Annotated in this window: 24 protein-coding genes and 1 pseudogene; 13 read left to right on the top strand and 12 right to left on the bottom strand. The window is 73.2% G+C overall.

The window, feature by feature from the left end; all coding sequences use genetic code 11:
• A partial coding sequence (locus IE225_RS29310; protein ID WP_229880157.1) for a sensor domain-containing protein occupies positions 1-771 on the bottom strand: 771 nt, incomplete at its 3' end.
• 389 nt (positions 772-1160) lie between these two features.
• Here IE225_RS29310 and IE225_RS29305 point away from each other — a divergent pair.
• The 12 genes and pseudogenes from IE225_RS29305 (at position 1161) to IE225_RS29250 (ending at position 13074) form a co-directional block, all read left to right on the top strand.
• A complete protein-coding gene (locus IE225_RS29305) occupies positions 1161-1568 on the top strand; it encodes an NADH-quinone oxidoreductase subunit A (protein ID WP_229880156.1) in 408 nt (135 codons plus the stop codon).
• On the top strand, positions 1559-2224 hold the full coding sequence (locus IE225_RS29300) for an NADH-quinone oxidoreductase subunit B (protein WP_190060663.1): 666 nt from the start codon (positions 1559-1561) through the stop codon (positions 2222-2224). Before IE225_RS29305 ends, IE225_RS29300 begins: the two co-directional genes overlap by 10 nt.
• Positions 2221-3426, top strand: coding sequence for an NADH-quinone oxidoreductase subunit C (locus IE225_RS29295; protein WP_190060662.1), 1206 nt, complete (start codon positions 2221-2223; stop codon positions 3424-3426). The genes IE225_RS29300 and IE225_RS29295 overlap by 4 nt, the downstream gene beginning before the upstream one ends.
• Positions 3423-4391: a complex I subunit 1/NuoH family protein gene (locus tag IE225_RS29290; RefSeq protein WP_190060661.1), complete on the top strand. Its 969-nt coding sequence runs from the start codon at positions 3423-3425 to the stop codon at positions 4389-4391. Before IE225_RS29295 ends, IE225_RS29290 begins: the two co-directional genes overlap by 4 nt.
• Before the next feature lie 113 nt (positions 4392-4504).
• Positions 4505-5011, top strand: a pseudogene (locus IE225_RS34190) (4Fe-4S binding protein); the annotation flags it as partial.
• 293 nt (positions 5012-5304) lie between these two features.
• On the top strand, positions 5305-5997 hold the full coding sequence (locus IE225_RS29280; RefSeq protein WP_190060660.1) for an NADH-quinone oxidoreductase subunit J family protein: 693 nt from the start codon (positions 5305-5307) through the stop codon (positions 5995-5997).
• Positions 5997-6404, top strand: a complete 408-nt coding sequence (gene nuoK, locus IE225_RS29275) for an NADH-quinone oxidoreductase subunit NuoK (RefSeq protein ID WP_190060659.1) — start codon at positions 5997-5999, stop codon at positions 6402-6404. The genes IE225_RS29280 and nuoK overlap by 1 nt, the downstream gene beginning before the upstream one ends.
• Positions 6401-8395, top strand: coding sequence for an NADH-quinone oxidoreductase subunit 5 family protein (locus tag IE225_RS29270; RefSeq protein ID WP_190060658.1), 1995 nt, complete (start codon positions 6401-6403; stop codon positions 8393-8395). Before nuoK ends, IE225_RS29270 begins: the two co-directional genes overlap by 4 nt.
• Before the next feature lie 6 nt (positions 8396-8401).
• The gene (locus IE225_RS29265) at positions 8402-9976 is read left to right on the top strand and encodes a complex I subunit 4 family protein (protein WP_190060657.1); all 1575 of its coding nucleotides are present in this window, start codon (positions 8402-8404) and stop codon (positions 9974-9976) included.
• The gene (locus IE225_RS29260) at positions 9973-11526 is read left to right on the top strand and encodes an NADH-quinone oxidoreductase subunit N (RefSeq protein WP_190060656.1); all 1554 of its coding nucleotides are present in this window, start codon (positions 9973-9975) and stop codon (positions 11524-11526) included. Before IE225_RS29265 ends, IE225_RS29260 begins: the two co-directional genes overlap by 4 nt.
• A 298-nt stretch (positions 11527-11824) precedes the next feature.
• Positions 11825-12685 carry a zinc metalloprotease HtpX gene (gene htpX, locus IE225_RS29255; protein WP_190060655.1) on the top strand — a complete coding sequence of 287 codons (861 nt, stop codon included), beginning with the start codon at positions 11825-11827 and terminating at the stop codon, positions 12683-12685.
• The gene (locus IE225_RS29250) at positions 12682-13074 is read left to right on the top strand and encodes a YccF domain-containing protein (RefSeq protein ID WP_190060654.1); all 393 of its coding nucleotides are present in this window, start codon (positions 12682-12684) and stop codon (positions 13072-13074) included. Before htpX ends, IE225_RS29250 begins: the two co-directional genes overlap by 4 nt.
• Before the next feature lie 104 nt (positions 13075-13178).
• Here IE225_RS29250 and IE225_RS29245 read toward each other — a convergent pair whose 3' ends face one another.
• Positions 13179-14441, bottom strand: coding sequence for an APC family permease (locus tag IE225_RS29245; RefSeq protein WP_190060653.1), 1263 nt, complete (start codon positions 14439-14441; stop codon positions 13179-13181).
• Positions 14442-14735: 294 nt separating this feature from the next.
• Here IE225_RS29245 and IE225_RS29240 point away from each other — a divergent pair, with 294 nt between their 5' ends.
• Positions 14736-15002, top strand: a complete 267-nt coding sequence (locus IE225_RS29240) for a GlsB/YeaQ/YmgE family stress response membrane protein (protein WP_190060652.1) — start codon at positions 14736-14738, stop codon at positions 15000-15002.
• A gap of 139 nt (positions 15003-15141) precedes the next feature.
• On the opposite strand, the gene IE225_RS29235 is transcribed toward IE225_RS29240, so the two are convergent.
• From IE225_RS29235 to IE225_RS29190, 10 genes are all read right to left on the bottom strand, one after another.
• Positions 15142-15630, bottom strand: a complete 489-nt coding sequence (locus IE225_RS29235; RefSeq protein ID WP_190060651.1) for a YajQ family cyclic di-GMP-binding protein — start codon at positions 15628-15630, stop codon at positions 15142-15144.
• A 417-nt stretch (positions 15631-16047) separates the two neighbouring features.
• Positions 16048-17412 (bottom strand): tyrosine-type recombinase/integrase, encoded by a 1365-nt coding sequence (locus IE225_RS29230; protein WP_190060650.1) that lies wholly within the window; start codon positions 17410-17412, stop codon positions 16048-16050.
• Between the two features lie 58 nt (positions 17413-17470).
• A complete protein-coding gene (locus IE225_RS29225; protein WP_190060649.1) occupies positions 17471-17659 on the bottom strand; it encodes a helix-turn-helix transcriptional regulator in 189 nt (62 codons plus the stop codon).
• Positions 17660-17763: 104 nt separating this feature from the next.
• Positions 17764-19173 carry a DNA primase family protein gene (locus tag IE225_RS29220; protein ID WP_190060648.1) on the bottom strand — a complete coding sequence of 470 codons (1410 nt, stop codon included), beginning with the start codon at positions 19171-19173 and terminating at the stop codon, positions 17764-17766.
• Entirely contained in the window at positions 19170-19601 is a 432-nt protein-coding gene (locus tag IE225_RS29215; RefSeq protein WP_229880154.1) for a hypothetical protein, read from the bottom strand. The genes IE225_RS29220 and IE225_RS29215 overlap by 4 nt, the downstream gene beginning before the upstream one ends.
• On the bottom strand, positions 19598-20500 hold the full coding sequence (locus IE225_RS29210) for a bifunctional DNA primase/polymerase (RefSeq protein WP_190060647.1): 903 nt from the start codon (positions 20498-20500) through the stop codon (positions 19598-19600). The genes IE225_RS29215 and IE225_RS29210 overlap by 4 nt, the downstream gene beginning before the upstream one ends.
• A 92-nt stretch (positions 20501-20592) precedes the next feature.
• Positions 20593-21870 carry a DNA cytosine methyltransferase gene (locus tag IE225_RS29205; RefSeq protein ID WP_190060646.1) on the bottom strand — a complete coding sequence of 426 codons (1278 nt, stop codon included), beginning with the start codon at positions 21868-21870 and terminating at the stop codon, positions 20593-20595.
• Positions 21871-21962: 92 nt separating this feature from the next.
• A complete protein-coding gene (locus IE225_RS29200) occupies positions 21963-22241 on the bottom strand; it encodes a hypothetical protein (protein ID WP_229880153.1) in 279 nt (92 codons plus the stop codon).
• Between the two features lie 17 nt (positions 22242-22258).
• Entirely contained in the window at positions 22259-22720 is a 462-nt protein-coding gene (locus IE225_RS29195) for a hypothetical protein (RefSeq protein WP_190060645.1), read from the bottom strand.
• A gap of 204 nt (positions 22721-22924) precedes the next feature.
• Positions 22925-25051 (bottom strand): FtsK/SpoIIIE domain-containing protein, encoded by a 2127-nt coding sequence (locus IE225_RS29190; protein ID WP_190060644.1) that lies wholly within the window; start codon positions 25049-25051, stop codon positions 22925-22927.
• Between the last annotated feature and the right edge of the window lie 9 nt (positions 25052-25060).

The raw sequence follows: 25060 nt of genomic DNA, 5'->3' as shown, positions 1-25060 counted from the left end.
GCGTTCGATGCGCCGCAGGTCCGCGGCGGCCGTGTCCACCACCACCCCCCGATCCGACTCCAGCTCGGCGATCCGGCGCTCCAGCTCGTCGGAGGGCGACAGCAGGGCCCGCACCATCGCCCGGTCGGCGTTGGCCAGCCCGCGGGCGAGGAACGGCAGCACCGGCCACAGCACGAACAGCGAGACCAGGACGACGGTGTGGGTGAGGATGCCCCACGGCAGGCGGATGGCGTCGTACAGCACCGTGCGCCAGGCCACCGGGTCCTTCAGTATCAGCCAGAGCTGGGCGAACAGCCCGCCGTCGCGGCGCTGCCGGCGCAGCGGCAGCGGGGTCGGCTCGTCCACCCGCACCCCGAGCAGCGCCCGGGCCCGGGCCCGCTCCATGCGGCCCATCAGCCGCGCCCCCAGCAGCCCCAGCGCCAGCAGCGGGAACCCCACGACGGTGAGGGTCAGCGTGGCACCGGTGAACAGCACCGTGAACACGTAGACGAAGCCGACCAGGGACACCGGCAGGTTCAGCAGGAGGTGGGCGATCTCCTTCCAGGTGTGCGCGTCGTAGGCGAGACGGGGCGGCGGCAGGCGGTCCTCGGTGCCGGGCGTGCCGGGCGTGCCGGGCGTGCCGGGCGTACCGGATGTGCCGGGTGTACCGAGCGTGCCGGGCGGGCCGGATGTGGCGGGCGTACCGGACGTGGTGGGCGCGCCCGTTCTGCCGGTGCGCGGATCGGCGGCCCGGCCGGCGGGCGACGGGCCGGAGGGGATGCGTGCGGTCATGCCGGCCAGCGTGCCGTGCCGCGCGGCCGGGCGCCATGAGGTCGGCCGCCGGGGCCTGCGGGGGAAAACCCCACCGACCCCACCCCGGGCGTTCCCTTCCGCATCTCACCCCGCCTCCCCTTCCGTGTCTCATCCCTCGTCTCATTCCTCGTCTCATCCCGCGTCTCAGGTGGTCTCACGGGGGCTCACGGGGGCCATGGAGGTCTCATGCGGTCTCACAGGCCGGGACGCGGTGCGGAGGGCTTGCTTACCGTCTCTTTAGCAGGGCCTAGACTCGCGTGCGTACAGATCGTCGAACAGTGGCCCGCACGTCTTCGCAGAAGTCGCGGCGGCCACTGCGGCCACCGGGCCCGGACCCGGTCGTGATCGGTAGGGAGCGAGGGACGGACGTGCGGGAACCGACCGTCGTGGTCGCGGCGGACTACTTCCAGGGCTACTTCCAGTCCTATGCGGTCGTCGGACTGCTCGCCGCGGTGGGCGTGCTCTTCGTCGCCGTGGCCTTCGCCGCCGGCCGACTGCTGCGACCCGTCGTGCCCACGCCCGAGAAACTCCTGACCTACGAGTGCGGCGTCGACCCCGTCGGCGAGGGCTGGGCGCACACCCAGGTCCGCTACTACGTCTACGCCTTCCTCTACGTGATCTTCGCCGTCGACTCGATCTTCCTCTTCCCGTGGGCGACGGTCTTCGCCGCGCCCGGCTACGGCGCCACGACGCTGGTGGAGATGTTCGTCTTCCTCGGCTTCCTGGCCGTGGGCCTGCTCTACGCGTACAAGAAGGGCGTCCTGGCATGGACGTGACCCCCTCTCCTTCCGAACCCGTGCGGCTGCCGGAGCCCCGGCGGCTGGGCGCGCTCGCCCGGCTGGCGCCCGAGCCGATGAAGGTGGTGCTCAACTGGGGCCGCCGCTACTCGCTGTGGGTCTTCAACTTCGGCCTGGCCTGCTGCGCCATCGAGTTCATCGCCGCGTCGATGTCCCGCCACGACTTCATCCGCCTCGGCGTGATCCCCTTCGCGCCCGGACCGCGCCAGGCCGACCTGATGGTGGTGTCCGGCACGGTGACCGACAAGATGGCCCCGGCCGTCAAGCGGCTGTACGAGCAGATGCCCGAGCCGAAGTACGTCATCTCCTTCGGCGCCTGCTCCAACTGCGGCGGCCCCTACTGGGACTCCTACTCCGTCACCAAGGGCGTCGACCAGATCATCCCGGTCGACGTCTACGTCCCCGGCTGCCCGCCCCGCCCGGAGGCGCTGCTGCAGGGCATCCTCAAGCTCCAGGAGAAGATCGCCCGCGAGTCGCTGGGCGAGCGGTACGGCACCGGTGCGGCCCGCCCGTCGGCGGCGGCGCTGCAGAGCGGCCTGGTCGCGCCGCCGAAGGCCACGGCACCGGAGACCACGGTGTCGGAGACCACGGCACCGAAGGCCACGGCGCCGCAGGACGCAGGGGAGGTCCGGTGACCGCCGTCGGCTGGCTGCCCGCCCCCGCCGAGGAACTGTTCGGCACGGACGCCACGGCCGAGGAGGCGTACGACGTCCTGACCGTCGACGTGCCGGCCTCCGCCTGGCGCGCGGCGCTCCAGGTCGCCCGCGACGAACTCGGCTGCACCTACTTCGACTGGCTCAGCGCGGTCGACGAACCCGGCACCGGCTTCCGCGTCGTCGCCCACGTCGTCGCCCTGGCCCCGGTCCGCCGGCTGCTGCTGCGCACCACGGTCCCGCACGAGACGCCGGTGCTCGCCAGCGCCGTCGACGTCTACGCCGGTGCCGCCTGGCACGAACGCGAGACCCACGAGATGTTCGGCGTCACCTTCGAGGGCCACCCCGCCCTGGAGCACCTCCTGCTGCCCGACGGCTTCGAGGGCCACCCACTGCGCAAGGACTTCGTCCTCGCCGCGCGGGTCGCCAAGGCGTGGCCGGGGGCCAAGGAGCCCGGCGAATCCGACCACGGCGGCCCCAAACGCCGCCAGATGCTGCCGCCCGGCGTGCCCGACCCCAACGAGTGGGGGCCGCTGAAGGGCCAGCTCCCGCCGGCCCCGGCCCGTCCGGCCCGGGGAGCGGGGCGGGCCGCCGCAGCCGGCGCCGCCGGCCGGGGAGCCGGTGAACGGCCGGTACGGCGTGCCCGTACGGCGGCGCAGGGGTCGGCGAGCCAGGCCGCTCCCGGGACGGGGGGCGAGGCGGCCGCGGATGCCGCGGCGCCGGAAACCGGGGCCACCGGGCCCGCCGGCACCGGCCGGCCGCGCCGCATGCGCAGCGCGAGCGAGGGATCCGCGTCGCAGCGGACGGCGGACCCGGACGCCCGGCGCGCCGACGACACCGGGGCGCAGCCGGCGGACGGTACCGCGACCGGGGCTCCCGCTCCGGCCCGCAGGCCCCCCGCCGCCCCGCGCAGCTCCGACGCGCCCTGGCACCACGCCCGCCCGGCGTTCGACGAAGCCGAGCCGCGGCCCGAGGCCGACGCGGCACCGGAAGGCACGCGGACGCCCGCGACCGGGCCCGGCACACCGGACGACAGCGACACCCCCGGCAAGCAGCCCGGCCCCGCCCCGGCCGCCCCGGCCGACGACGGCCACGACAGCCCTGACAGCTCTGACAAACCCAACAGCCCCAACAGCCCCAATAGCCTCAACAACCCCGACGACCCCGCAGGAGGCCCGCAGTGAACGACGCGCTCGACGTCGCCCTGCGGCTCCTGGCCGTCTTCGTCGCCTTCCTCCTCCTGCCGCTGCTCGTCGGCCAGACCGAGCACAAGGTGATGGCGCACATGCAGGGCCGCCTGGGCCCGATGTACGCCGGCGGCTTCCACGGCTGGGCCCAGCTCGTCGCGGACGGCGTGAAGTTCGCGCAGAAGGAGGACGTCGTTCCGGCGGGCGCGGACCGCCGGGTCTTCCAGCTCGCGCCGGCCGTGGCGCTGCTGCCGTACCTGCTGGTCCTGCTCGCCGTCCCGATCGGTCCCGGTGACGGAGCCGTCGGCCAGGTCCTGGACGCGGGCGTGTTCTTCGTGCTCGCGGTGATGGGCGTCGGCGTGCTCGGCTCGCTCATGGCCGGGTGGGCCTCCGCCAACAAGTTCTCCCTCCTCGGCGGCCTGCGCACCGCCGCCCAGCTCCTCGCCTACGAGCTGCCCATGCTGCTCGCCGCCGCCTCGGTGGCGATGGCGGCCGGCACGGTCTCCCTCCCCGGCATCCTCGACTCCTTCCACTGGTGGTGGGTGCCCTGGCAGATCACCGGCGCGTTCGTCTTCTTCGTCGCCGGCCTCGCGGAGCTGCAGCGGCCGCCGTTCGACATGCCGGTCGCCGACTCGGAGATCATCTTCGGCGCGTACACCGAGTACACCGGCCTGCGCTTCGCCCTGTTCCTCCTCGCCGAGTACGCCGGGATCGTCGTCCTGTGCGGCCTGACCACCGTCCTCTTCCTGGGCGGCTGGCACGGCCCGTGGGGCGCGGACGGCCTGGGCTGGCTGTGGACCCTGCTGAAGACCGCGGTCCTCGCCTTCGTCGTCATCTGGCTGCGCGTCACCTACCCCCGCCTGCGCGAGGACCAGCTGCAGAAACTGTCCTGGACGCTCCTCGTGCCCCTCTCCCTCGCCCAGATCGCCCTCACCGGCGTCGTCAAGGTGGTGATCCAGTAGCCGTGTCCCGCCCGTCGCCCGACCACCGCCCCCCGACGACGCCCTCCGGGCGGCCCCGCCGGCCGATCCCCGGAAGCGGCCTCGCCAAGGGCCTGGCCGTCACCCTGCGCACGATGACGAGGAAGACCGTCACCGAGCAGTACCCGGACGTCCAGCCCGAACTCCCGCCCCGCACCCGCGGCGTGATCGGCCTGTTCGAGGAGAACTGCACGGTCTGCATGCTGTGCGCCCGCGAGTGCCCGGACTGGTGCATCTACATCGACTCCCACAAGGAGACGATCCCGGCGGCGACCCCCGGCGGCCGCGAACGCAGCCGCAACGTCCTGGACCGCTTCGCGATCGACTTCTCCCTGTGCATGTACTGCGGCATCTGCATCGAGGTGTGTCCTTTCGACGCGCTGTTCTGGTCCCCGGAGTTCGAGTACGCCGAGACCGACATCCGCGACCTCACCCACGAGCGCGACAAGCTCCGCGAGTGGATGTGGACCGTCCCGGCCCCGCCCGCCCTCGACCCCGGCGCGGAGGAGCCGAAGGAGGTCGCCGCCGCCCGCAAGGCCGCCGAGAAGCTCGCCGCCCAGCAGCCGCCCACGCCCGCCGAGCCGCCTGTGGCCGCCGAGCCGCCCACGGCCGCCCCGGCCACCGCTCCTCGGTCGGCCACCGCCCCCCGGTCCGTGTCGCCCACCGTGGCCCACGCCGAGGAGCAGGCCCGTGCCGCCGAGGGCCCCACCCGCCCGGCGGGGGACTCTCCCCAGCAGAGCGAGCAGCCCCGACCGCGGCCCGGGGACGGCACCCCCGAGGACGGCACCCCCCGGGACAACCGGGCACCCCGGGGCAACCGGACCCCCCGGAACGGCGCACCCCGGGACGGCGCACCCCAGGACGGCGTCCCCCGGAACGGTCAGGAGGGACAGGCATGACCCCCGCCCTCACCACGGCCGCGGCCACCGCCGCCGCGACCCCCACGGCCGCCGACGGCCACGGCTTCCTCTCCCCGAGCGGCGTCGAGATCGCCTTTCTCCTCGTCGGCCTGGTCACCCTCGGCGCCGCGCTGGTCACCGTCACCACCCGGCAGCTGGTGCACGCGGCCCTGTGGCTGGTGGTGGCCCTGGGCGGCCTCGCCGTGGAGTACCTGCTGCTCACGGCCGAGTTCATCGCCTGGGTGCAGGTGCTGATCTACGTCGGTTCCGTCGTCGTCCTCCTCCTGTTCGGCCTGATGCTCACCAAGGCCCCCATCGGCCGCTCCCCGGACGCCGACTCCGGCAACCGCTGGGCCGCCCTCACGGTGGCCGTCGCCGCCGCGGCCGCCCTGGTCTGGGTCGTCGTCGACGCCTTCCGCACCACCTGGATCGACCTGGACGGCGCCGCCGCCGGCAGCACCCGCGTCACCGGCGCGAGCCTGTTCCGGAACTGGGTGCTGCCCTTCGAGGCCCTCTCCGTCCTCCTCCTCGCCGCCCTGGTCGGCGCGATCGTCCTGTCCCGCAAGGCGAAGGCGACGACGACGGCACCGGCCGCCGCCGCGGCGACCCCGGAGACCCCGGCGACCTCACCGTCCCCGGCGGCCCCGGCCGCCGACGGCACCCCCGGAGCGAAGGAAGGCGCCCGCTGATGCACCTCGCCTATCCCGCCGTCCTCTCCGCTCTCCTGTTCTGCACCGGCCTGTACGGCGTCCTGGCCCGCCGCAACGCGATCCTGGTGCTGATGTCGGTCGAGCTGATGCTCAACGCCGTCAACCTCAACCTCGTCGCGTTCGACGTCTGGCTGTCCAAGGCCGCCCGGGAGACCCTGCACTCCGGCCAGGCCCTGACCCTGTTCACCATCACCATCGCCGCCGCCGAGATCGGCATCGGCCTGGCGATCGTCCTCGCCGTGTACCGCAACCGCGGCACCTCGGACATCGACAAGCTCCGCGACACCGCCGAGGGCCGCGCCCCCGACGGCCCCGACGGCCCCGACAGCACCGACCGCACCGCCCTCACGGCCGAAGAGACCGAGAAGGCTGAGGCCACCGCGTGACCACGACCACCCTCGCCGTCCTCGTCCCCCTCCTGCCGTTCCTCGGCGCCGCCGCGGGACTGCTGCTGGGCCGCACCGCGCCCGGCTTCGTCCGCCCGGTCGCCGTCCTGCCGACGCTCGCCTCACTGGTGCTGGCCGTGCTGGTGGCCGCGCGCCAGGGCGGCGGTGCGGCCGTCGACGCCGCCACCGAACTCACGCCCACCGGCTCGGTCCCCGTCGAGCTCGCCCTGCACATCGACGGCTTCGCCGCGCTCGTCGCCGTCCTGGTCGGCACCGTCGCCACCTGCGTGCAGATCTACTCCACGGGCTACCTGCGCGAGGACCCGCGCTACCCCTCCTACGCCGCGCTCGTCTCCCTGTTCACCTCCGCGATGCTGCTCGTCGTCTACTCCGGCGACCTGATGGTGCTGCTGGTCGGCTGGGAAGTGATGGGCATCTGCTCCTACTTCCTCGTCGGCCACTACTGGGAGACCCCCGAGGCCCGCGCCGCCTCGCTCAAGGCGTTCCTCGTCACCAAGCTCGGCGACGTGCCGTTCCTCATCGGCCTGTTCGCGCTGGCCGCCGACGCGGGCTCCTTCCGCATCACCCGCGTCCTGGCCGCCGTCGCGCACGGCGGGCTCGCCCACCCCACCCTCATCGCCCTGCTGCTGCTCGCGGGCGTGGCGGGCAAGTCGGCGCAGTTCCCGCTGCACACCTGGCTCCCGGACGCGATGGCGGGCCCGACGCCCGTCTCCGCGCTGATCCACGCGGCGACGATGGTCGCCGCCGGCGTCTACTTCACCGCCCGTCTCCTCCCGCTGTTCGAGGCCTCCAGGGCCGCGATGGTCGTCCTCGCCGTCATGGCCGCCGTCACGATGGCCGGCTCGGCGCTGGCCGCCCTCGCCCAGGACGACATCAAACGCGTCCTGGCCTACTCGACGATCGGCCAGCTCGGCTACATGAGCGGCGCCCTCGCCGTCGGCGACCGCTCCGCCGCCGTCTTCCACCTCCTCACCCACGGCGCCTTCAAGGCGCTGCTGTTCCTCGCCGCCGGCGCGGTCATCCACGCCGCCGGCACCAACTCGCTGGCCGCCATGTCCCGCATGAGCGGCCTGCGCGACCGCGTCCCCGACGCCTACTGGACGATGACCGTGGCGCTGCTCGCGCTCGCCGCGATCCCGCCGTTCAGCGGCTTCTTCTCCAAGGAGACGGTCCTCGGCGCCGCCGAGCACGTCACCGCCGGCCACACCGGGCACGCCCCCGGCGCCGCGGGCTGGATCGTCCTCGTCGCCGGTCTGCTCACCGCCCTGCTCACCGCCGCGTACGCGACGCGGCTGTGGCTGCTGGCCTTCCGCGGCCGGGGCGTCGAGGCCCCCGACCACGGCCGCCAGCCGCTGAGCATGACCGTGGTGCTGTGGGTGCTGGCCGTGCCGTCCCTCGCCCTGGGCGGGTTCGCGTTCCGCCTGCTGCCCGACTGGTTCGACGGCACCTCCCTCGCCCCGGCCCTCACCACCTCCGTCCTCGGTACCGGCCTGGCCCTGGCCGGCGGGATCGTCACCTACGGCGCCTGGCGGCACACCACCGCGCTCGCCGCCCGCCCGCCGCTCGGCGCGGTCGCCGCCCACCCGCAGGCGGACGCCGCACAGGTCGAGGCCGAGGCCATCGCCAGTCACAGGCCGGCCTACGGCACGCTCGCCGCCGCACCCGACCCGGCCGACCCCGGACGGCTGCTGCTCGGCCCGCTGCACCGGCACGCGGCCCTCGGCTTCCACCTCGACGCCGTGTACACGGCCCTCTTCGTCCGCCCGGTCCGGGCCGGCGCGTCCCTCGTCCGGTTCCTCGACCGCGAGGTCGTCGACACCTACGTACGCGGCGCGGGCGCCGTGCCCCGCCTGCTCGGGGCCGCGGTGCGGCGCGCCCAGACCGGCAACGTGCAGACCTATGTGAGCGCGCTGCTCGCCGGCACCGTCGTCCTGGCGGTCGCCGCCGTCCTCGTCGCCACAGGAGCGTGAGCAGGCGTGATCGATATCAGCGAGTCCGTGATGCAGTTCCTTCTGGCATTCGTCGTCGTCGGCCCGCTCCTGGGCGCGCTCGCCGCCCTCCTGCCCGCCCCGCCCGGGCTGAAGGGGAAGTCCCCGGAGCAGGCCGTGCTGCGGCACGGCGTCACCGTCACCGGCGCGGTCCTCATCGCCGCGATCGCCCTGGCGCTCGGCTTCGACCACGACCACCCGTCGAGGATGCAGGCCACCACCGACATCAGCTGGATCCCCGCACTCGACGTGCGCATCCACCTCGGCATCGACGGCATCTCCCTCCCCCTCGTGGTCCTCACCGCGCTGCTGACCTTCCTCAGCGCGCTCTACGCGTACTTCCACATGCCGGCCGGCCCCGGCCCGAAGGCCTTCGTCGCCCTGCTGCTCGTCCTGGAGTCCGGCACCCTGGCGACCTTCGCCGTCCTCGACCTGCTGCTGTTCTTCCTCGCGTTCGAGACGGTGCTCGTCCCGATGTACTTCCTCATCGCCCGCTGGGGCGGCGCGGGCCGCCAGGCCGCCGCCTGGCGGTTCATCCTCTACACGCTGCTCGGCTCGGTCGTCATGCTGCTCGGCCTGCTCCTGATCGGTCTCAGGGCGGGCACCTTCGACATGGTGGCACTCGCCACTGACAACGGCCGGTCGCTCACCGCGTCCGTGCAGGTCGTCGCCGTACTGGCGATCGGGATCGGACTCGCGGTCAAGACACCGATGTGGCCGCTGCACAGCTGGCTGCCCGACGCCCACACCGCCGCGCCCACCGTCGGCTCGGTCCTGCTGGCCGGCGTCCTGCTGAAGATGGGCACGTACGGATTCGTCCGGATCCTGCTGCCGATCACGCCCCACGGCTTCCACACCTTCGCGCCCTACCTCGCGGCCTTCGCCGTCGTCGGGATCGTCTACGGCTCCCTGGCCTGCCTGTCCCTGGCCCGGGCGGGCGCCAGGGGCGACCTCAAGCGGCTCGTCGCCTACTCCTCCGTCGGCCACATGGGCTTCGTTCTCCTCGGCATCGCCACGGCCACCCCCACCGGCGTCAACGGCGCCCTGTTCGCCAACATCGCCCACGGCCTCATCACCGGCCTGCTGTTCTTCCTCGTCGGCGCGCTGAAGGACCGCACCGGCACCACCGACCTCGACACCCTCGCCGAGGAGACCGGCGCCGCCCTGTACGGCCGCGCCCCGCGCCTGGGCGGCCTGCTCGCCTTCGGCGCCGTCGCCTCGCTCGGCCTGCCCGGCCTGGGCGGGTTCTGGGGCGAGATGCTGTCGATGTTCGGCGCGTTCCGGCCCGCCGCCGGCCTCAGCCGCCCCGCCTTCCTCACCTTCCTGTCGATCGCCGCGTTCGGCACCCTGCTCACGGCCGCCTACCTGCTCGTCGTGGTCCGCCGCGTCTGCATGGGCGCCGTACCGCAGGACGCCCCGGCGCTGCCCGACGTGCGCCCCTACGAGTTCGCGGCCTGGACCCCGCTCGTCGCCCTCACCGTCGTCGCCGGGCTGTGGCCCAAAGTCCTGCTCGGCCTGACCGACCCGGCCGTGCAGCAGCTCCTCGCAGGAGGCACCCGATGAGCTCTCTGGCCCACCCGCCGGCCGCCCCCGCGGTCCACTCCGTCGACCTGGCCGTCTCGGCGGTCCAGTCCGTCGACTGGCTCGCGATCGCGCCGCCCACCCTCACCGCGGCCGTCGCGCTCACCGTCCTCGTCGCCGACCTGTTCGTGCCCGACGCGCGCAAGACCCTCCTCGGGTGGCTGTCGGTCGCCGGGCTCGCCGCCTCCGCGCTGCTGCTCCTGCCCCTCCTCGACGGCGACCGCAGCACCTTCTGCCTCACCGGCGACCCGCGCGTGTGCAGCTACACCGCCGACCGCTTCACCCTCGTCATCCAGCTCCTGGTCCTGGCCGGCGCCCTCCTCGCGGCCCTGCTGTCGGTGACCATGCTGCAGGACGCCCGCCGGACGCTCCCCGAAGGGGAGTACTGGTTCCTGCTGCTGTCCTCCGCGGCCGGCGCCGCGCTGCTGCCCGCCTCCCGGGACCTGGCGACCCTGATCGTCGCCCTGGAGGTCGCCTCCCTGCCCGCCTTCGCCCTCGTCGGCCTCCGCCAGGGCGACCGGAGGTCCTCCGAAGCGGCCCTGAAGTTCTTCCTGTCGTCGGTCACCGCCACCGCCGTCAGCCTCCTGGGCGTCAGCTTCGTCTACGCCACCACCGGCACCCTCCACCTCACCCAGGTCGCCGCCCGCATCCAGCACGTCGACGGACAGCTGCGCACCCTCGCCCAGACCGGCGTCGTCCTCACCCTCGTCGGCTTCGCCTTCAAGACGGCCGCCGTCCCCTTCCACTTCTGGGTCCCCGACACCTACGTCGGCGCGCCCCTGCCGATCGCCGCCTACCTGTCGGTCGTCGGCAAGGCCGTCGGCTTCTCCGGCCTCATCCTCGTCACCGTCGTCGCCTTCCCCTCGTACGCCGGCGCCTGGGGCCCCGCCCTCGCCGTCCTGGCCGCCCTCACCATGACCGTCGGCAACGTCGGCGCCCTGCGCCAGCAGGCCACCCGCGCCCACAGCGCGGTACGGCTGCTGGCCTGGTCGTCCGTCGGGCAGGCCGGCTACCTCCTGGTGCCGATCGCCGCCGCCGGATACGCCGAGCACCCCCAGAAGGCCATCGGCTCCACCGTCGCCTACGCCCTGATGTACGCCGCCGTGAACCTCGGCGCCTTCGCGGTGGCCGCGCTCGTGGGCCGCACCCGGGCCCGCAACCGCGTCGCCGACTACCGCGGCCTGTACGCCACGAACCCGCTCACCGCGCTCCTGCTGGCCTTCTTCCTGCTGTGCCTGGCCGGGCTCCCGCCCGGCGTCATCGGCCTGTTCGCCAAGGTCACCGTCTTCTCCGCGGCCGTCGACGCGGGCCTCGGCTGGCTCGCCGTCGTCATGGCCGTCAACGTCGTCGTCGCGCTGTACTACTACCTGCAGTGGACGGCCCTGCTCTTCCGCGCCCCCGAGGGCACACCGCCACGGCACCGCGTCCCGGCCCCGCTCACCACCGCGCTCGCCGCCACCGCGGTCGTCGGCATCGCCCTGTCCGGCGTCCCCCAGCTGGTCCTGCGGTTCGCCGGAGCCGGTCTGTTCTGAGGCCGGCACCGGTCTGTTCCGAGGCCGGCACCGGCCTGTTCCGAGCAGCGGTCCGTTCGAGACGGCGGCCGCCTGCCGGGGGGCGGTGGGGCCCCGCCCCCGGACGCCCACCGCCCACCCGGACGCCCCCTCCCGCCCCCGCGTGCCCCCACCCGCACAAGGGAACTAGTAACCCCTGCCCGGCGTTGACCAGGCAGGAGGGCCTCCCGGCCGACACCGCTGGCACCCCAGCGCCAGGAGGCCGGACCAGCAAGCAAGGGCCACAGGGTTCCCCTGCCGCACACTTGGAGGGCGTACCGTGCACCGCCGGCACAACGGGCTCAGGACCGCGGCACTCCTCGGAGTGCTGTCCGCGATCATCATCCTCATCGGCAGCTTCTTCGGCCGAGCAGGGCTGGTCGTGGCCGTCCTGGTGGCGCTCGGCACGAACGCGTACGCGTACTGGAACAGCGACAAGCTGGCCCTGCGCGCCATGCGGGCCCGCCCGGTCAGCGAGTTCGAGGCCCCCGGCCTCTACCGCATGGTCCGCGAGCTCTCCACCCAGGCCCGCCAGCCCATGCCCCGCCTGTACATCTCCCCGACCGAGGCGCCCAACGCCTTCGCCACCGGCCGCAACCCGCGCCACGCGGCCGTGTGCTGCACCGAGGGCATCCTGCGCCTCCTCGACGAGCGCGAGCTGCGCGGCGTCATCGGCCACGAACTCAGCCACGTCTACAACCGCGACATCCTCATCTCCTCGGTTGCCGGCGCCCTCGCCTCCGTGATCATGTTCCTGGTGAACTTCGCCTGGCTGATCCCGGTCGGCCGCTCGGACGACGACGACGGCCCCGGCCTGGTCGGCATGCTCCTGATCATGCTGCTCGGCCCGCTCGCCGCCACCCTCATCCAGCTCGCCGTCAGCCGCTCCCGGGAGTACGAGGCCGACGCCTCCGGTGCCCAGCTCACCGGCGACCCCCTGGCCCTCGCCAGCGCCCTGCGCAAGCTCGAGACCGGCACCCGGCAGCTGCCGCTGCCTCCCGAGCCCCGCCTGGAGACCACGAGCCACATGATGATCGCCAACCCGTTCCGCCCGGACCAGGTCTCCAAGCTCTTCTCCACCCACCCGCCCATGGCCGAGCGCATCGCCAGACTCGAGCAGATGGCAGGTCGTTACCGATGAAGACGATCCTCAACATCCTGTGGCTGGTGCTCAGCGGCATCTGGCTGTTCCTCGCCTACCTCGCCGCGGGCGTCCTGCTCTGCCTCACGATCATCGGCATCCCCTTCGGGATAGCCGCCTTCCGCATCGGCGTCTACGCCCTGTGGCCCTTCGGGTACACCACGGTCGAGCGCCGCGACGCGGGTGCCCCCTCCTGCATCGGCAACGTCCTGTGGCTCCTCCTCGCCGGCTGGTGGCTGGCGCTCGGGCACATCGTCACCGGCCTCGCCCTGTGTCTCACGCTCATCGGCATCCCGTTCGGCGTGGCCAACTTCAAGCTGATACCGGTGTCGCTGTTCCCGCTGGGACGGGAGATCGTCCCGACGGACCAGCCGTTCGCGACGCGGTGACGTCGTAGAACCGGGCCCGGACCGAGCCCCGAAACCCGAGCCACGAGCCTCAAGCCATGAGCCACGAGCCTCAAGCCATGAGCTGCGAGGCCAGTGGCCGGGTTTCAGCGCCCGGCGGCCCACCGCCGTGCGCCGTACGCCGCCACCCCCACCGCCAGCACCCCCGCGCCCGTGGCGACCGACGTCCACGGCAGGGCGAAGGCGAGCGCGGCACACCCGACGAGCCCCACCAGCGGCACCGCCCGGGCCCTCGGCGCGGCGTCCAGCGTCCAGGCGGAGGCGTTGGCGAGGGCGTAGTAGGCGAGCACCCCGAAGGAGGAGAAACCGATCGCGCCGCGGACGTCCACGGTGGCGGCCAGGACGGCCACGACGGCGCCCACGGCGAGCTCCGCGCGGTGCGGCACGTGGAACCGCGGATGCACGGCGGCCAGGGCCCCCGGCAGGTGCCGGTCCCGCGCCATGGCCAGCGTCGTACGCGACACGCCCAGGATCAGCGCGAGCAGCGAACCGAGGGCGGCCACCGCGGCCCCCGCCCGCACCACCGGCACCAGCCCCGGCACCCCGGCCGCCCGCACCGCGTCGGCCAGGGGAGCGTCCGCGCGGGCGAGCCCGTCCGCGCCCAGGACTCCCAGTGCGGCGACGGCCACGCACGCGTACACGGCGAGTGCGATGCCGAGCGCGAGCGGGATCGCACGCGGGATGGTGCGCGCCGGGTCGCGCACCTCCTCCCCGAGGGTGGCGATCCGGGCGTAACCGGCGAACGCGAAGAACAGCAGCCCGGCGGCCTGCAGCACCCCGCCCGCGCCCGCCGCATCCCCGCTCGCGAGCCGGCCGCCGTCGAAACCGCCGGAGCCCAGGCACCCGGCCACCACGGCGGCCAGCACCGCCAGGACCACCGCCACGACGGCGCGGGTCAGCCAGGCGGACTTCTGGACGCCGCCGTAGTTCACCGCGGTCAGCGCCACCACCGCGGCCACGGCCACCGCGTGCGCCTGCGCGGGCCAGACGTACGCCCCCACGGTGAGCGCCATCGCCGCGCACGAGGCCGTCTTGCCCACCACGAACGACCAGCCGGCGAGGTACCCCCAGAACGCCCCGAGCCGCTCCCGCCCGTACACGTACGTGCCGCCGGAGGCCGGATACCGGGCCGCCAGCCGTGCCGAGGACGAGGCGTTGCAGTAGGCCACCACGGCCGCGACCGCCAGCCCCGGCAGCAGCCCCGAGCCGGCCGCGCGCGCCGCGGGCGCCGGCGCGGCGAAGACGCCCGCCCCGATCATCGAGCCGAGCCCGACCACCACGGCGTCCCCGAGCCCGAGGGAACGCCGCAGTCCGGCCTCCGCTCCGGCTCCCGTGTCCGTCCGTGTCATGTCCGGCACCCTACTGACCGGCGCAACCGCCCGGTGCCCCCGCGTCGTCCTTGCCACCGACACGGCACGAACGCCCGCCGACCCGCTCCCGAGCCGGATCCACCCGTTCGCCGGGTGAAGACCGGTGAACGCCGGTGAATACCGGTGAAGGGCATAAAGATCGGCGAGGACCGACGGGGTCAGTGGAGCTGCTGGGACCGGTAGGACCAGTGGGACCGGTGAGGCCGGCGGGCACCGGTGAAGACCACCGCGCCGGGACGGCGCGGGCGCAGGCGGGAAGGGCAGGATCGGGGCATGAGCATCGTCAGCTGGATCATCCTGGGGCTGTTGGCCGGCGCCATCGCCAAGTTCCTGCTGCCGGGCCGCGACCCGGGCGGGTTCGTCGGCACCACCCTCATCGGCATCGCGGGCGCCTTCATCGGCGGCTGGATCTCCGCCCGCTGGCTGCACCACCCCGTCAGCAAGCACTTCTACGACGGCGCCACCTGGCTCGCCGCCATCGGCGGCTCCCTGGTCCTGCTGGTGGCCTACCGCCTGCTGTTCGGCAACTCGCGCGACTGACGCGCCCGGTACGGCCGACGTGCCCGGTACGGCCGACGTGCCCGGTACGGCCGAAGCGGCCGGCATGGCCGGTACGCCGGCACGGGCGAGGGCGGGCACCCGTACCCGCCCGCCCTCGCCCCGCGCACCGTCCGGCCGGTCACCGGTAGTTCGTGAACTGCATCGCGAAGTCGAAGTCCTTGCCCTTCAGCAGCGCGATGACGGCCTGCAGGTCGTCCCGGCTCTTGGAGCTGACCCGCAGCTCGTCGCCCTGCACCTGGGCCTTCACGCCCTTGGGGCCCTCATCCCGGATGATCTTCGCCACCTTCTTGGCGTTCTCCTGGGAGATGCCCTCCTTGATGGACGCGAAGATCTTGTACTCCTTGCCGGACAGCTGCGGCTCGCCCGCGTCCAGCGCCTTCAGCGAGATCCCGCGCTTGATCAGCTTGGACTGGAAGACGTCGAGGACGGCCTTCACCCGGTCCTCGGAGTTCGCCACCATGAGGATCTTGTCGCCCGACCACGAGATCGAGGCGCCGACGCCCTTGAAGTCGTAGCGCTGCGAGATCTCCTTGGCGGCCTGGTTGAGGGCGTTGTCGACCTCCTGCCGCTCGACCTTCGAGACGATGTCGAAACTGGAGTCGGCCATGTCCTGTGGCTCCTTGTATCGGGTGAGACCGGCGTACGTGGGCGGCCACCGAGCCCGCCACGGGTCCCGGGCCGCATCCGCACCAGCCTAGCCACCCCGCGTCCCTGTGCCCGTCGATCAACCGGGTGGCGAAGCACCCCTGTGCATCAGGTATTGTTTACGTCGTTGCCAGGGAGCACCGCCGAAAGGCGGTCCCACAGGCAGCGACCCCGGCGGTGTGTCGGCTATGCCTACCCAGGTTCGAATCCTGGCGCCGCCACACGCGACGAAGGGCCCGTGACCAGCGAAAACGCTGGACGCGGGCCCTTCGAACGCTGTAGGTGACGGTGGTGCCGCTATGCGTGGTTCATCCCACTCTGTCTCACCCTGACTCGCGTGCTGACCAGCGCTTGCGGGGCATCCGTGGGGCAGAGTGGATCATGACCAGCGGCTCAGTGCCTCATCGATCCGGGCGTTCGCCATGGCCGTGGCCCCGTCCAGGCACTTCGCGTAGACCTTCAGCAGGACGGCCACGGAGTGGCCGGCGCGGCGGGCGACTTCCACGGGATCGACCCCGGAGTTCAACCAGAGGGACACGCACGCGTGGCGAAGATCATAGGGGCGGGCGGCGAGGGGTGAGGCGTACTGCTGCGGCGTGAGCGCCTGCTTGCGGGCGCGGGCCCACACCTCGCCGTAGCCGCTCTCCTGCACGATGCCGCCCCGCAGCGTCCGGAAGAGCCGGCCGTCGGACGCGGTCCCGTACGTGTCGAGGTGCTCCCGGAGCATGGCCGTGAACTCGGGAGGGATGGGCACGTGCCGTATCTCCTTCTCCGGCCGCCACTTCAGACCGCGGGTGTCGTGCGGAGCGCCGGAATCCGTCCAGCCGCGCCCGACGCGCGGGCGTGAGCCGTCCAAGTGCAGCGTGCCCCACCCGGACAGGGGGAGATCACAGTTCTCGCGCCGCAGCCACACGGCTTCGGCCGGGCGCATGCCGGCGTGGTACAGGCACCCGAAGAACGCTTTCAGGTGCTGCCCCCGGGCCCCCTGTTCGGCGACGGCCTCCAGCAGGGCCCGCGCCTGCCGGGGGTTGACCACACAGCCGGGGTCCACTTCATCGACCGCCGGAGGGACGGCCCACTGCACCTGAGTCAGCGGGTTGTGGGGCAGGCGCCGTGCCTCTACGGCGAAGCCAAGCGCGTTGTGGAAGATCGCCCGCTTCCGCTTGAAGGTGGAAGGGGCCGCCTTGGCGCCGTCCAGACGGAGGGTGAAGGCGGTCAGCACCTTCCGGATCACCAAGGGATCGTCCAGAGCGCTCACGGGCAGGGTGTTTCGCTCCACCCACGCGAGGGTGCGGGCCACGGCGGCCGGCGGTTCCTCCGTCCAGCGGTTGCAGTTGAAGGCCCACCCGTAGAGCGCGTGGCGAAGCTCCATGGTGTCGGGCATGCCCCGGCGGGTGCTCACCAGGGCCGGTGTCGCCGTCGCCATGGCGTCGGCGAGGGTCGTACGAGTCTTGGCCGGGGAGGTCGGCCACTTCATCTCGATGTAGTCGCGAGCATGCCGGTACCAGGACACGTCGTTGCGCTCCCGGAGCTCCCGCAGGGGCAGGCCGGTCGCCTCGTCGAACGGCTCGCCGTTGTTCACCGCGGTGAGCAGCTCCGCGCGGCGGCCGTCGGCGAGGGTCTTGGTGCTGAACGTCTGCGAGTGCGGGGTGTTGCCGACCCTCCATCGCAACTCGGCTGAGGACTGCCCCCGGTCCTTGCGCTGCCGGACCGCCCAGATTCGAACATCGTACGTCTTGCCCACAAGCGTCCTTTCACGGGAGCGGGCCCGCCGGATCGGCGGGCCCGCGGTCAAGCGATGATCAGTAGGAGGGGCGTTCGAGGCTCTCCCACCACTCGTCCAGGTCCCGCCGGGAGATGCGGATCTGGCCGTTGGGGAGATAGGTGATCCGGGGCGCCTTGCCGCGGGCGCGCATGCGGTAGAAGGCCGCGCGGCTCATCCCGATCTCTTCCAGCACTTCGCAGAGCTTGAGCTTCTGAGCGTCTGCCACTGCCGAGACTCCTTCAAGGTGCGGGGGAGTTGAAGTGACATTGCTCTGAGTCGTGACTCATCGCGACTCAGAGCGGGTTGGCGGGGGGCTTGAGTCGCGATGAGTCACGACTCAGGCTGATGTGGACCGGACGGCTTGAGGGTGATCCCGTTGTAGGTGGCCACCTGCCGGCCGTAGGCGTCGCGGGGTCGGGTGCGGTGGAGCTGAGGCACGACGGAGAGCAGGTTGCGGCCGAACATCTGCTTCGTGCCGACGGCCTTCACGCCGTTGTCCTCGGCCCACTCGCGCCAGACGGCCCACAGCGTGTCCACGGGCACGCTGCACGTCGGGCCGGTCAGGCAGCGCTCCCGGATGAACGCCGACGTGGGGGAGGCGGTGTCCTGCATGGTGGTGACCGCCTCCCGGCTGCACACCGGTTCGGTGAGCCGCCCCTTGGTCTCCAGCCGGGCAAGTCCGTCCAGGGCCCAGTTGAGGATGCCGGGCATCTCGACAACGAGCCGGTCGAACAGGGTGGGGTCTTCCTTGCCCAGCCAGGACACGGTCATGTTGAGCACCACGAAGCGGCGGGCGATGACCCCGGAGGCGTCGCCGAAGTAGGGCAGCTCATTGGACAGAATCATCAGCCGCGTGGGCAGCTTGCCGGTCCACGGCTCGCGGTACTTGCGGTCGATGTCGATGGTGTCCTCACCGGAGATGGTCAGCAGCCGCTCAACCACCTGGCTGTTGTCGTTGCCCGACAGCCGGGCGTCGGAGATGACGGCGAGGGGTTTGCCGATCAGGGTGGACAGGCCGAAATTCGTGCCCAGTCCGGCGAGGGTCGGCCCGGCAAGGTTCTCCTTGCCGACCAGCGCCTTCAGCACTCGGGCGATGGTGCCCTTGCCCGAGCGGGACGGGCCGACCATCAGCAGGATCTTCTGCTGGTCCGTGCGGCCGGACAGGACGTAGCCGAACCATTCCTGGAGGGACTGGATGGCGTCGGGATCGTTGGGCCAGATCTGTCCCAGGAAGCGTTCCCAGGTCGGCGCGGTCGCCTCGGGGTCGTAGGCGAAGGGGACGGAGACCAGGTTGAAGAACTCCGGCCCGTGCGGCAGCAGCGCGCGGTCGCGGATGCGCAGCAGTCCGTTCTCGCACGCCACGATGGGGCTGCGGTCCTGCTCGCCCCCGCCGGCACCGTCGATCCACGCGGGGGCGTCTACCTCGGTGGGCAGCAGGGTGACGGCGCCCAGGGCGTCGAGAAGGTTGCTGATCTTCTGCTTCGTGGGGGCCCAGTCGCGCGGCTCGGGCTGCCCGTCCTTGCCCGGGGTACTGTAGACGGCGTACTCCAGCCGTTCGTACATGCGGGCGCGCATCTGGGCTTCGTCCAGCTCCCGCCAGCAGGTGCCGGTCCAGCGCATCCACGAGCCGCGCCAGCGCCGCACGGTCAGGCGCCCGCCTTCGGTCTGCCAGTCGGGCAGGAGCCGCCGGGCGACGGCGAGCGGGTTGGACGGTGCGGGCAGTTCCTCCGGCTCGGTCATGCGGCCGCCCTCCCTTCGGTGGGTACGGCGGGTGTTCCGGTGCAGAAGTGCTGATGGGCGGCGTACTCGGTGACCAGGGCGGCCACGGCGTCCTGACCGCGCGCGGTGTCGGTGTGTCCGCAGGCGCAGGCGTAGGCGGCGGTAGGGGTGTCGCCCGGCCGTGTGGACCAGCGGGCACCGTCCCAGTGATGGCGGTAGACCGGCGGGGCGTAGATCCGGATACCGGGTCGCTCCGGCGTCGGGTCCTCACCGGGACGGCACCGCTCGCGGAACCGGTGCGGGTCGGGGCGAAGGGCAGAAAGGACGCCCTTGCGGGCGGCGTCCTTCGGGTCGCCCACGGCCGTCTCGGGTGCGGCCGGCCGGGCGGCGCGGGGGCCGGTGGCCGGTGGGGGTTGGCCTTCCAGGCGGGGGCGGTGGGGGACGCTCATGCCGCCTCCCGGGGGCGGGCTTTGCGGAGGGAGCTGTCCAGGGCGCTGCGGATGGTGGCGCGGCACTCGGCCGCGGTCAGTCCGGTCGCCTCGCCGGCCGCTTGGAAGGCCTCCTCTGCCACGTGCCGGGGGAGGTCGCCCCACGCCACGAAGCGCCCCACCTTGAAGGCGCACCGGTTCAGCGTGACGTTGCGCTCCCCGTCCGGAGCGGCGGCGACCACGGCGCATTCGGCCTCCAGTGCGGCCAGGGCCGCGCGGCTGCCGTCCACCGCGGGCAGCCGCAGCGGCCCCGCAGACGGCGCGGGGGCCGGTTGCAGGATGCTCAGCAGCCATGCGGGCAGAGGAGCCGGGAGACGGCCACAGGACGCCTCGTACCGTCCGGCAGGCGTGATGCTGCCGGCGGCGACGACGTAGCCGCCCCACGCGCGGGTGTCGACCAACTCGGCGATGGTTCCCGCCGTGTTGCCCAGCCGTGCCCCGGGCGGGGCGGTGAAGTACAGGTGCGTGCCGCCGCTCGGGGTCCGGGTGCGGTAGGTGGCGGGGACGGCGTGCCCGGCGCGCTCGCAGAGCGCCTTGAAGGTCGCCGCGCCGTCAGGCGCGTCCGAACTGCCCTTGTGCTCGGGGGTGTCCAGGTCAACGACCAGCAGCCCCGACGGGCCGGTGGCGATGCCGACGTTGTACGGGGCGCGCGCCCAGGTGGCGCGGATGCGGTCGGGGTCGGTGGTGGCGCGCTGCTCCCACTTGCGGTGCCCGCCCGCGCACACGCCGGTGCGGGGGCAGGCGGCCTGCCCGTGCAGGGCGGGCCGCTTGGTGCCCGGCCGCAGCGGGAAGACGCGCCACCCGCGCTCCGCGGCGTCCAGTGCGGCGCGCAGCAGCGCGGATTGGGGGTCATGGGTCATGCTGGATGCCTCCAACGGGTCTGTTGCGGACTGGTTGGGCAGGGGCGGCCCCGCGATCTTTGGCGAGACGGTGGGGGCCGCCCCTGGCGTTGTTAGGCGATGTCCAGGGCGAGCTGGGTGGGGGCGGGGTCCGCGGCCGCAGGGGTGAGGGTGGCGAGCAGTGTGCGGTAGGCGTGGACGGCCTGGTGGATGACGACGCCGTTGCCGAGGATCTTGAGCTGGTCGGAGCGGGACAGGCCCAGGTCCGCGCCGGTCACCCAGCCGGGGTCGGCGCCCATCATCCACTCCACGAAGACGGGGGACAGGCGGCGGTTGCCCCTGGTGCCGGGTTCGGTCGGCTCCGGGGCGGGGCGGCCCAGCACGGCCTCCCAGCGGCGGATGGCGGGCCCGTAGTCGGTGCCGTTGGTGGCCACCCACCGGTCATCCAGGCGCACGGCCTGGCCGGGCAGGTAGTAGTGGCCGGCCTTGTCGCGCTGGTTGGGGCCGCCGTGCGGCCCGTCGGAGGCCTTCGGCGTGGGCAGCAGGTTGACCACGACCTCGTTGAGCGGGCGGGAGTTGGTGCCCAGCAGGTTGGAGGCGCCGGACTTCCAGTCGCGGGCGGCGGGGGTGGGCAGCAGGGTGACGGCGGTGCGCAGGTTCATGCCGCCCCGGCGCTTCGGTGAGGTGCCGGGGCCGCCGGTGCCGTCGGCGGCGGCCGGGGTGGGCAGCAGCCTCAGGTGTCCGTCGGGGGCAGCAAGAAGACCACTTCGTCCTCCAGCGTGGGCCCGTGCCCGCCCGCCCGCCGTTTGTCCGGGTGCTGGGGTCCGCCGTTGCGCCCGAGCTGGGAGGTGGGGGTCTTCAGCAGCGGGATGGGCGAGGGCGAACCAGCGGTCCCGGCGGTGGCAGGCGCCGACTTCGGGATCGGAAGCGCGTAGGCACATCCACCGCGCGTCATACCCGCACGCGGCCAGGTCGGCGGTGACGACGTCGAGTCCCCGGCTGCGGATGGCGGCGACATTTTCCAGGAAGACGAGGCGGGGTCGAAGGTGGCGAATGGCTTCTGCGACGGTTTTCCACAGTCCCGAGCGGTCACCGGCGATCCCTCCCCGAGGTCCGGCGTTGGAGATGTCCTGGCAGGGAAAGCCGGCGGTCAGCGCCGCCGGGCGCGGCAGCGCGGCGGCCAGCGCCGCCCAGTCCACCTTCGTGATGTCGCCCAGGTTGCGGGCGCCGGGCAGGCGGGCGGCCAGCAGCCGGGAGGCGGCCGGGTCCCTCTCGCCGACCAGGACCGTGGAAAGGCCGGTGACGGCCTCCACGGCCAGGTCCAGCGCACCGGACCCGGTGCACAGGCTGACGTTGCCGCCCTCCGGCCGGGCGGCGGGGTCATGGGTCATGCTGGATGCCTCCAACGGGTCTGTTGCGGACTGGTTGGGCAAGGGCGGCCCCGCGATCTTTGGCGAGACGGTGGGGGCCGCCCCTGGCGTGGCTAGAAGGGCGGTTCGTTGCGGTAGTCGTTGCGGCCACGCCACCACCGCGGGCGGGGCAGCGGCAGCAGGACCCAGCGGCGGTTCTCGTTCCAGCAGGGGCACGGCTCCCACGCCGTGCCGTCGTACTCGCCGGTGTCGGGGTGGCCGTAGTCGCGGGCCGTGCCGCCGTCGCCCGCGCACTGCGGGCAGGTGGGGCGGGGGGTGTCGGCCAGGACCAGGGCGTGGCGCGGCCAGGTCGTGCGGTAAAGGCGCAAGCGGGGCAGGGTCTTGCGGGTCATGCGGTGCGCTCCTGTTCTCAGCCGCGGAAGTGGCTGCGCTTGATGACGGCCTTGCGGATGTGGACCGTGGTCCCGGCCCCGCCGCCGTGGCGGTGGCCGAAGAGCTGGATGGCGATGAAGCCGCCGAAGACGACGGCGGCGAGGATGATGAGCTGCTGCACGAGTGCCGCGAGGGCGGTGAGGAACGAGGTGAGCAGCAGCAGGCCGCCGCAGGCCGCGGCGAACCCGACGCCCCCGAGGGCGACGTTCACGGCGGTGCGGGAGACGGCCGGCTTGGCGGCGGGCTCGGGGTGGGCGGTGGGCAGGGCGTAGCCGGTGACGACCCTGCCGTCGGGCAGGACGATGCTGGCCACGCTCGGCACGGCGGCCGGCTGTGCGGGCACCAGCGGTGCCGCCGCCGGGGCGGGCGGGATCGGGGTGGGGTGGTGGACGGCGGTGGGCCGTCCGGCGGGCGGGCGCGGGGTGTGGTCGGGCAGCATGCGGAATCCCTTCGCGGAGTGGTTCAGGGAGGCGGGGGCACCCCCTTCGGGGGCGCGTGGGAGGGGAGTTTCGGGGCTGTGGCCTGCGGGCCTCCCTGCCTCCCTGGTGGATCATTTGTGCAGCTCAAGGGGAGGGAGGCGGGCCAGGGAGGGGGTCAGGGAGTTCTCCCTGCCTCCCTGGCCCGCGCGAGGGGTGGCTCCCTGTCAGCCGGCGGTGGAAGCGGAATCCGTTCCGGCGCGGGTCTCCAGGGCGCGGGCGAGGCGGTCGCGGGCGACGACCATGCGGCCGTCGGACTTGTAGGGCTCGGCGCCGGTGCCCTCCAGCACCCGCTTGAGGTCCAGGAAGGACCACTTGCCGTAGGCGTCCGGGTTGAGGGCGGAGAGCCGCTTGAGGACGTCCTGGGTGAACACGCGCGGGGCGTCGCCGATGACGGTGGCGATGTCGGCCAGCGGATCGCGTTCCTCGTCGCCGCGGTCGATGGCGTGCAGGGTGGTCACGCCGTCGCGCAGTGCCTTGGCGCGTTCGGCGATCGCGGTGGCCTGGTCGTCGTCGATGTAGTGGGTGCGCACGGTGATGGACGCCTGGCCGGCCGGGATGGCGATGCCGTCGGAGGCGACCACGAGGGTGCCCTTGTCCAGGCCCTGGCGCAGCAGGTGCGGGGCGGCACCGCCGTCGACGGCCTTGTCGCCCAGCGCCATGCGGGCCTGGGCCTCGGTGCCCAGGGCGAGGGCGGCGCGGGTGTGGGCGCCCTCGCGCACCAGCTTGGGCAGGTTCTGGTCGGTGGGGTCCTGGGTGCCCTCCCACATCAGCACGTCCACCGCCCGGCCCTGGTTGTGGACCTTGCGCACCGCCATGAAGTACCGGGAGGTGGCCTTGGCGCCGCCGTAGGGCCGCTTGTCCTCATCCACCGCGGGGCACATGAACGCCACCTGGGCTTCGTCAACGATGCAGATCAGCGGGCGGAACACGGCCTTGGGGTCGGTGCGGCGAGCCTCCATGCGGCGGTTCATCTCCGCCACCACGTCTTCGACCATTTCGGTGGCCTCGATGACGTGTTCGTCGGTCGGGCCCTGGATGAGCACCGTAGCCAGGCCGTCGAACATGGCCCAGTCGCCCACGCCCTTCAGGTCGGCGATGCGGAAATCCACGGTCTTGTCCAGCGCCGCCCACAGGGCGAGCGCGCGCAGCGAGGCGGTCTTGCCCTGGTTGGACAGGCCCGTGATGAGCAGGTGGCGCTGATACAGGCTCAGCGCCGCGGCGTCGCCGCGCAGGTCCTGGCCCCACGGTGCCTTGCCGGTCTTGTAGTTGGCGGTCAGGGTCGCGTCGGTGACCAGCGGGGAGGGGCCGATCGGTTCGTCCAGGGCGCCGGAGTCGGCGATCCACAGCCGCACCGTGCGGGCGGCCTGGGGGATGGTGATGAACACCTCGTGTTCGTGGCGGGTGAGGTTCTCGGCGAGCTTGCGCCGCCGGTTTTGCACCTCCACTGTCGACACCCCCGACGGCAGGGTCACATCCACCTCGACGCCGCAGCCGGCGATCCGGATGGGCCCGAGCATGGAGGCGCCGGCATCGCCCATCTCCTTGATGGCGTTGCGCAGCGCCGGGATGCCCAGGTCCCGCAGCGCCTTGACCACGATGGACGGGGTGATGGGCTCCCCTTCGGCGGAGCGGGTGTTGGCGGGCAGGGCCCAGGCGGGTGCGGCCTGCTGCTTGCGGCCGACCGACCACAGGGCGAGCAGGGCGAGGAACGGGCCGATCGTGACCGCCGGGCCCCACACGATCTGCACGATGCGGATCAGCAGGGCGATGAAGTCGATCGTGGCGTCCAGCGGGGTGAGGACGTCGCCGACGTTGCCGGTGTTGATGGCCAGCACCACCCCGAGGGCGACCAGGGTGCCGATGCTCATCCCGGCGCCGACGGCGGCCCCCCGGGCCACCTCCACGGGGGAGTGCAGCAGGTCCATGCGGCGGTGGTGGCGGGCGGCGCGGAAGCGCTGCAGGCGCTCCTCCCACTCGGTGGCCGCCTCGTAGTTGCCGGCGGCCTCCGCGGCGCGCAGCATGCGCTCGTAGCGGGCGCCGGTACGGCCGTCCCAGGTGCGGCGGGCCACGATCCGGGCGCCGTTGAGGGTGTAGAGGCTGTGCCGGGCCACCGCCCGCGCGCTCGCCTGGGTGCGCTCGTGCATGACGGCGCGCTTCACCGCGCGGCCGGAGCGCACCCACAGCGGCACCGGGGGCGCCGGCGGGACCTCGGGCACCACGGTCAGCACCGTCGGCGTGCCGGCGGCGGGCGTGGGCGCGTCCTTGACGAGACGGACGATGTTCTCGGACATGCGGAGATC

Source organism: Streptomyces echinoruber (genome assembly GCF_014651135.1).
GTDB lineage: Bacteria > Actinomycetota > Actinomycetes > Streptomycetales > Streptomycetaceae > Streptomyces > Streptomyces echinoruber.
The sequence above is the reverse complement of the archived record's forward strand: the minus strand, read 5'-3'. Positions and strand labels throughout refer to the sequence as shown.

Excerpts from the sequence above, each read along its gene's own strand:
- IE225_RS29300 (WP_190060663.1), top strand. The coding sequence starts at position 1,559 with ATGGACGTGACCCCCTCTCCTTCCGAACCCGTGCGGCTGCCGGAGCCC.
- IE225_RS29280 (WP_190060660.1), top strand. The coding sequence starts at position 5,305 with ATGACCCCCGCCCTCACCACGGCCGCGGCCACCGCCGCCGCGACCCCC.
- nuoK (WP_190060659.1), top strand. The coding sequence starts at position 5,997 with ATGCACCTCGCCTATCCCGCCGTCCTCTCCGCTCTCCTGTTCTGCACC.
- IE225_RS29260 (WP_190060656.1), top strand. The coding sequence starts at position 9,973 with ATGAGCTCTCTGGCCCACCCGCCGGCCGCCCCCGCGGTCCACTCCGTC.
- IE225_RS29250 (WP_190060654.1), top strand. The coding sequence starts at position 12,682 with ATGAAGACGATCCTCAACATCCTGTGGCTGGTGCTCAGCGGCATCTGG.
- IE225_RS29245 (WP_190060653.1), bottom strand. The coding sequence starts at position 14,441 with ATGACACGGACGGACACGGGAGCCGGAGCGGAGGCCGGACTGCGGCGT.
- IE225_RS29240 (WP_190060652.1), top strand. The coding sequence starts at position 14,736 with ATGAGCATCGTCAGCTGGATCATCCTGGGGCTGTTGGCCGGCGCCATC.
- IE225_RS29235 (WP_190060651.1), bottom strand. The coding sequence starts at position 15,630 with ATGGCCGACTCCAGTTTCGACATCGTCTCGAAGGTCGAGCGGCAGGAG.
- IE225_RS29220 (WP_190060648.1), bottom strand. The coding sequence starts at position 19,173 with ATGACCGAGCCGGAGGAACTGCCCGCACCGTCCAACCCGCTCGCCGTC.
- IE225_RS29215 (WP_229880154.1), bottom strand. The coding sequence starts at position 19,601 with ATGAGCGTCCCCCACCGCCCCCGCCTGGAAGGCCAACCCCCACCGGCC.
- IE225_RS29210 (WP_190060647.1), bottom strand. The coding sequence starts at position 20,500 with ATGACCCATGACCCCCAATCCGCGCTGCTGCGCGCCGCACTGGACGCC.
- IE225_RS29205 (WP_190060646.1), bottom strand. The coding sequence starts at position 21,870 with ATGACCCATGACCCCGCCGCCCGGCCGGAGGGCGGCAACGTCAGCCTG.
- IE225_RS29200 (WP_229880153.1), bottom strand. The coding sequence starts at position 22,241 with ATGACCCGCAAGACCCTGCCCCGCTTGCGCCTTTACCGCACGACCTGG.
- IE225_RS29195 (WP_190060645.1), bottom strand. The coding sequence starts at position 22,720 with ATGCTGCCCGACCACACCCCGCGCCCGCCCGCCGGACGGCCCACCGCC.
- IE225_RS29190 (WP_190060644.1), bottom strand. The coding sequence starts at position 25,051 with ATGTCCGAGAACATCGTCCGTCTCGTCAAGGACGCGCCCACGCCCGCC.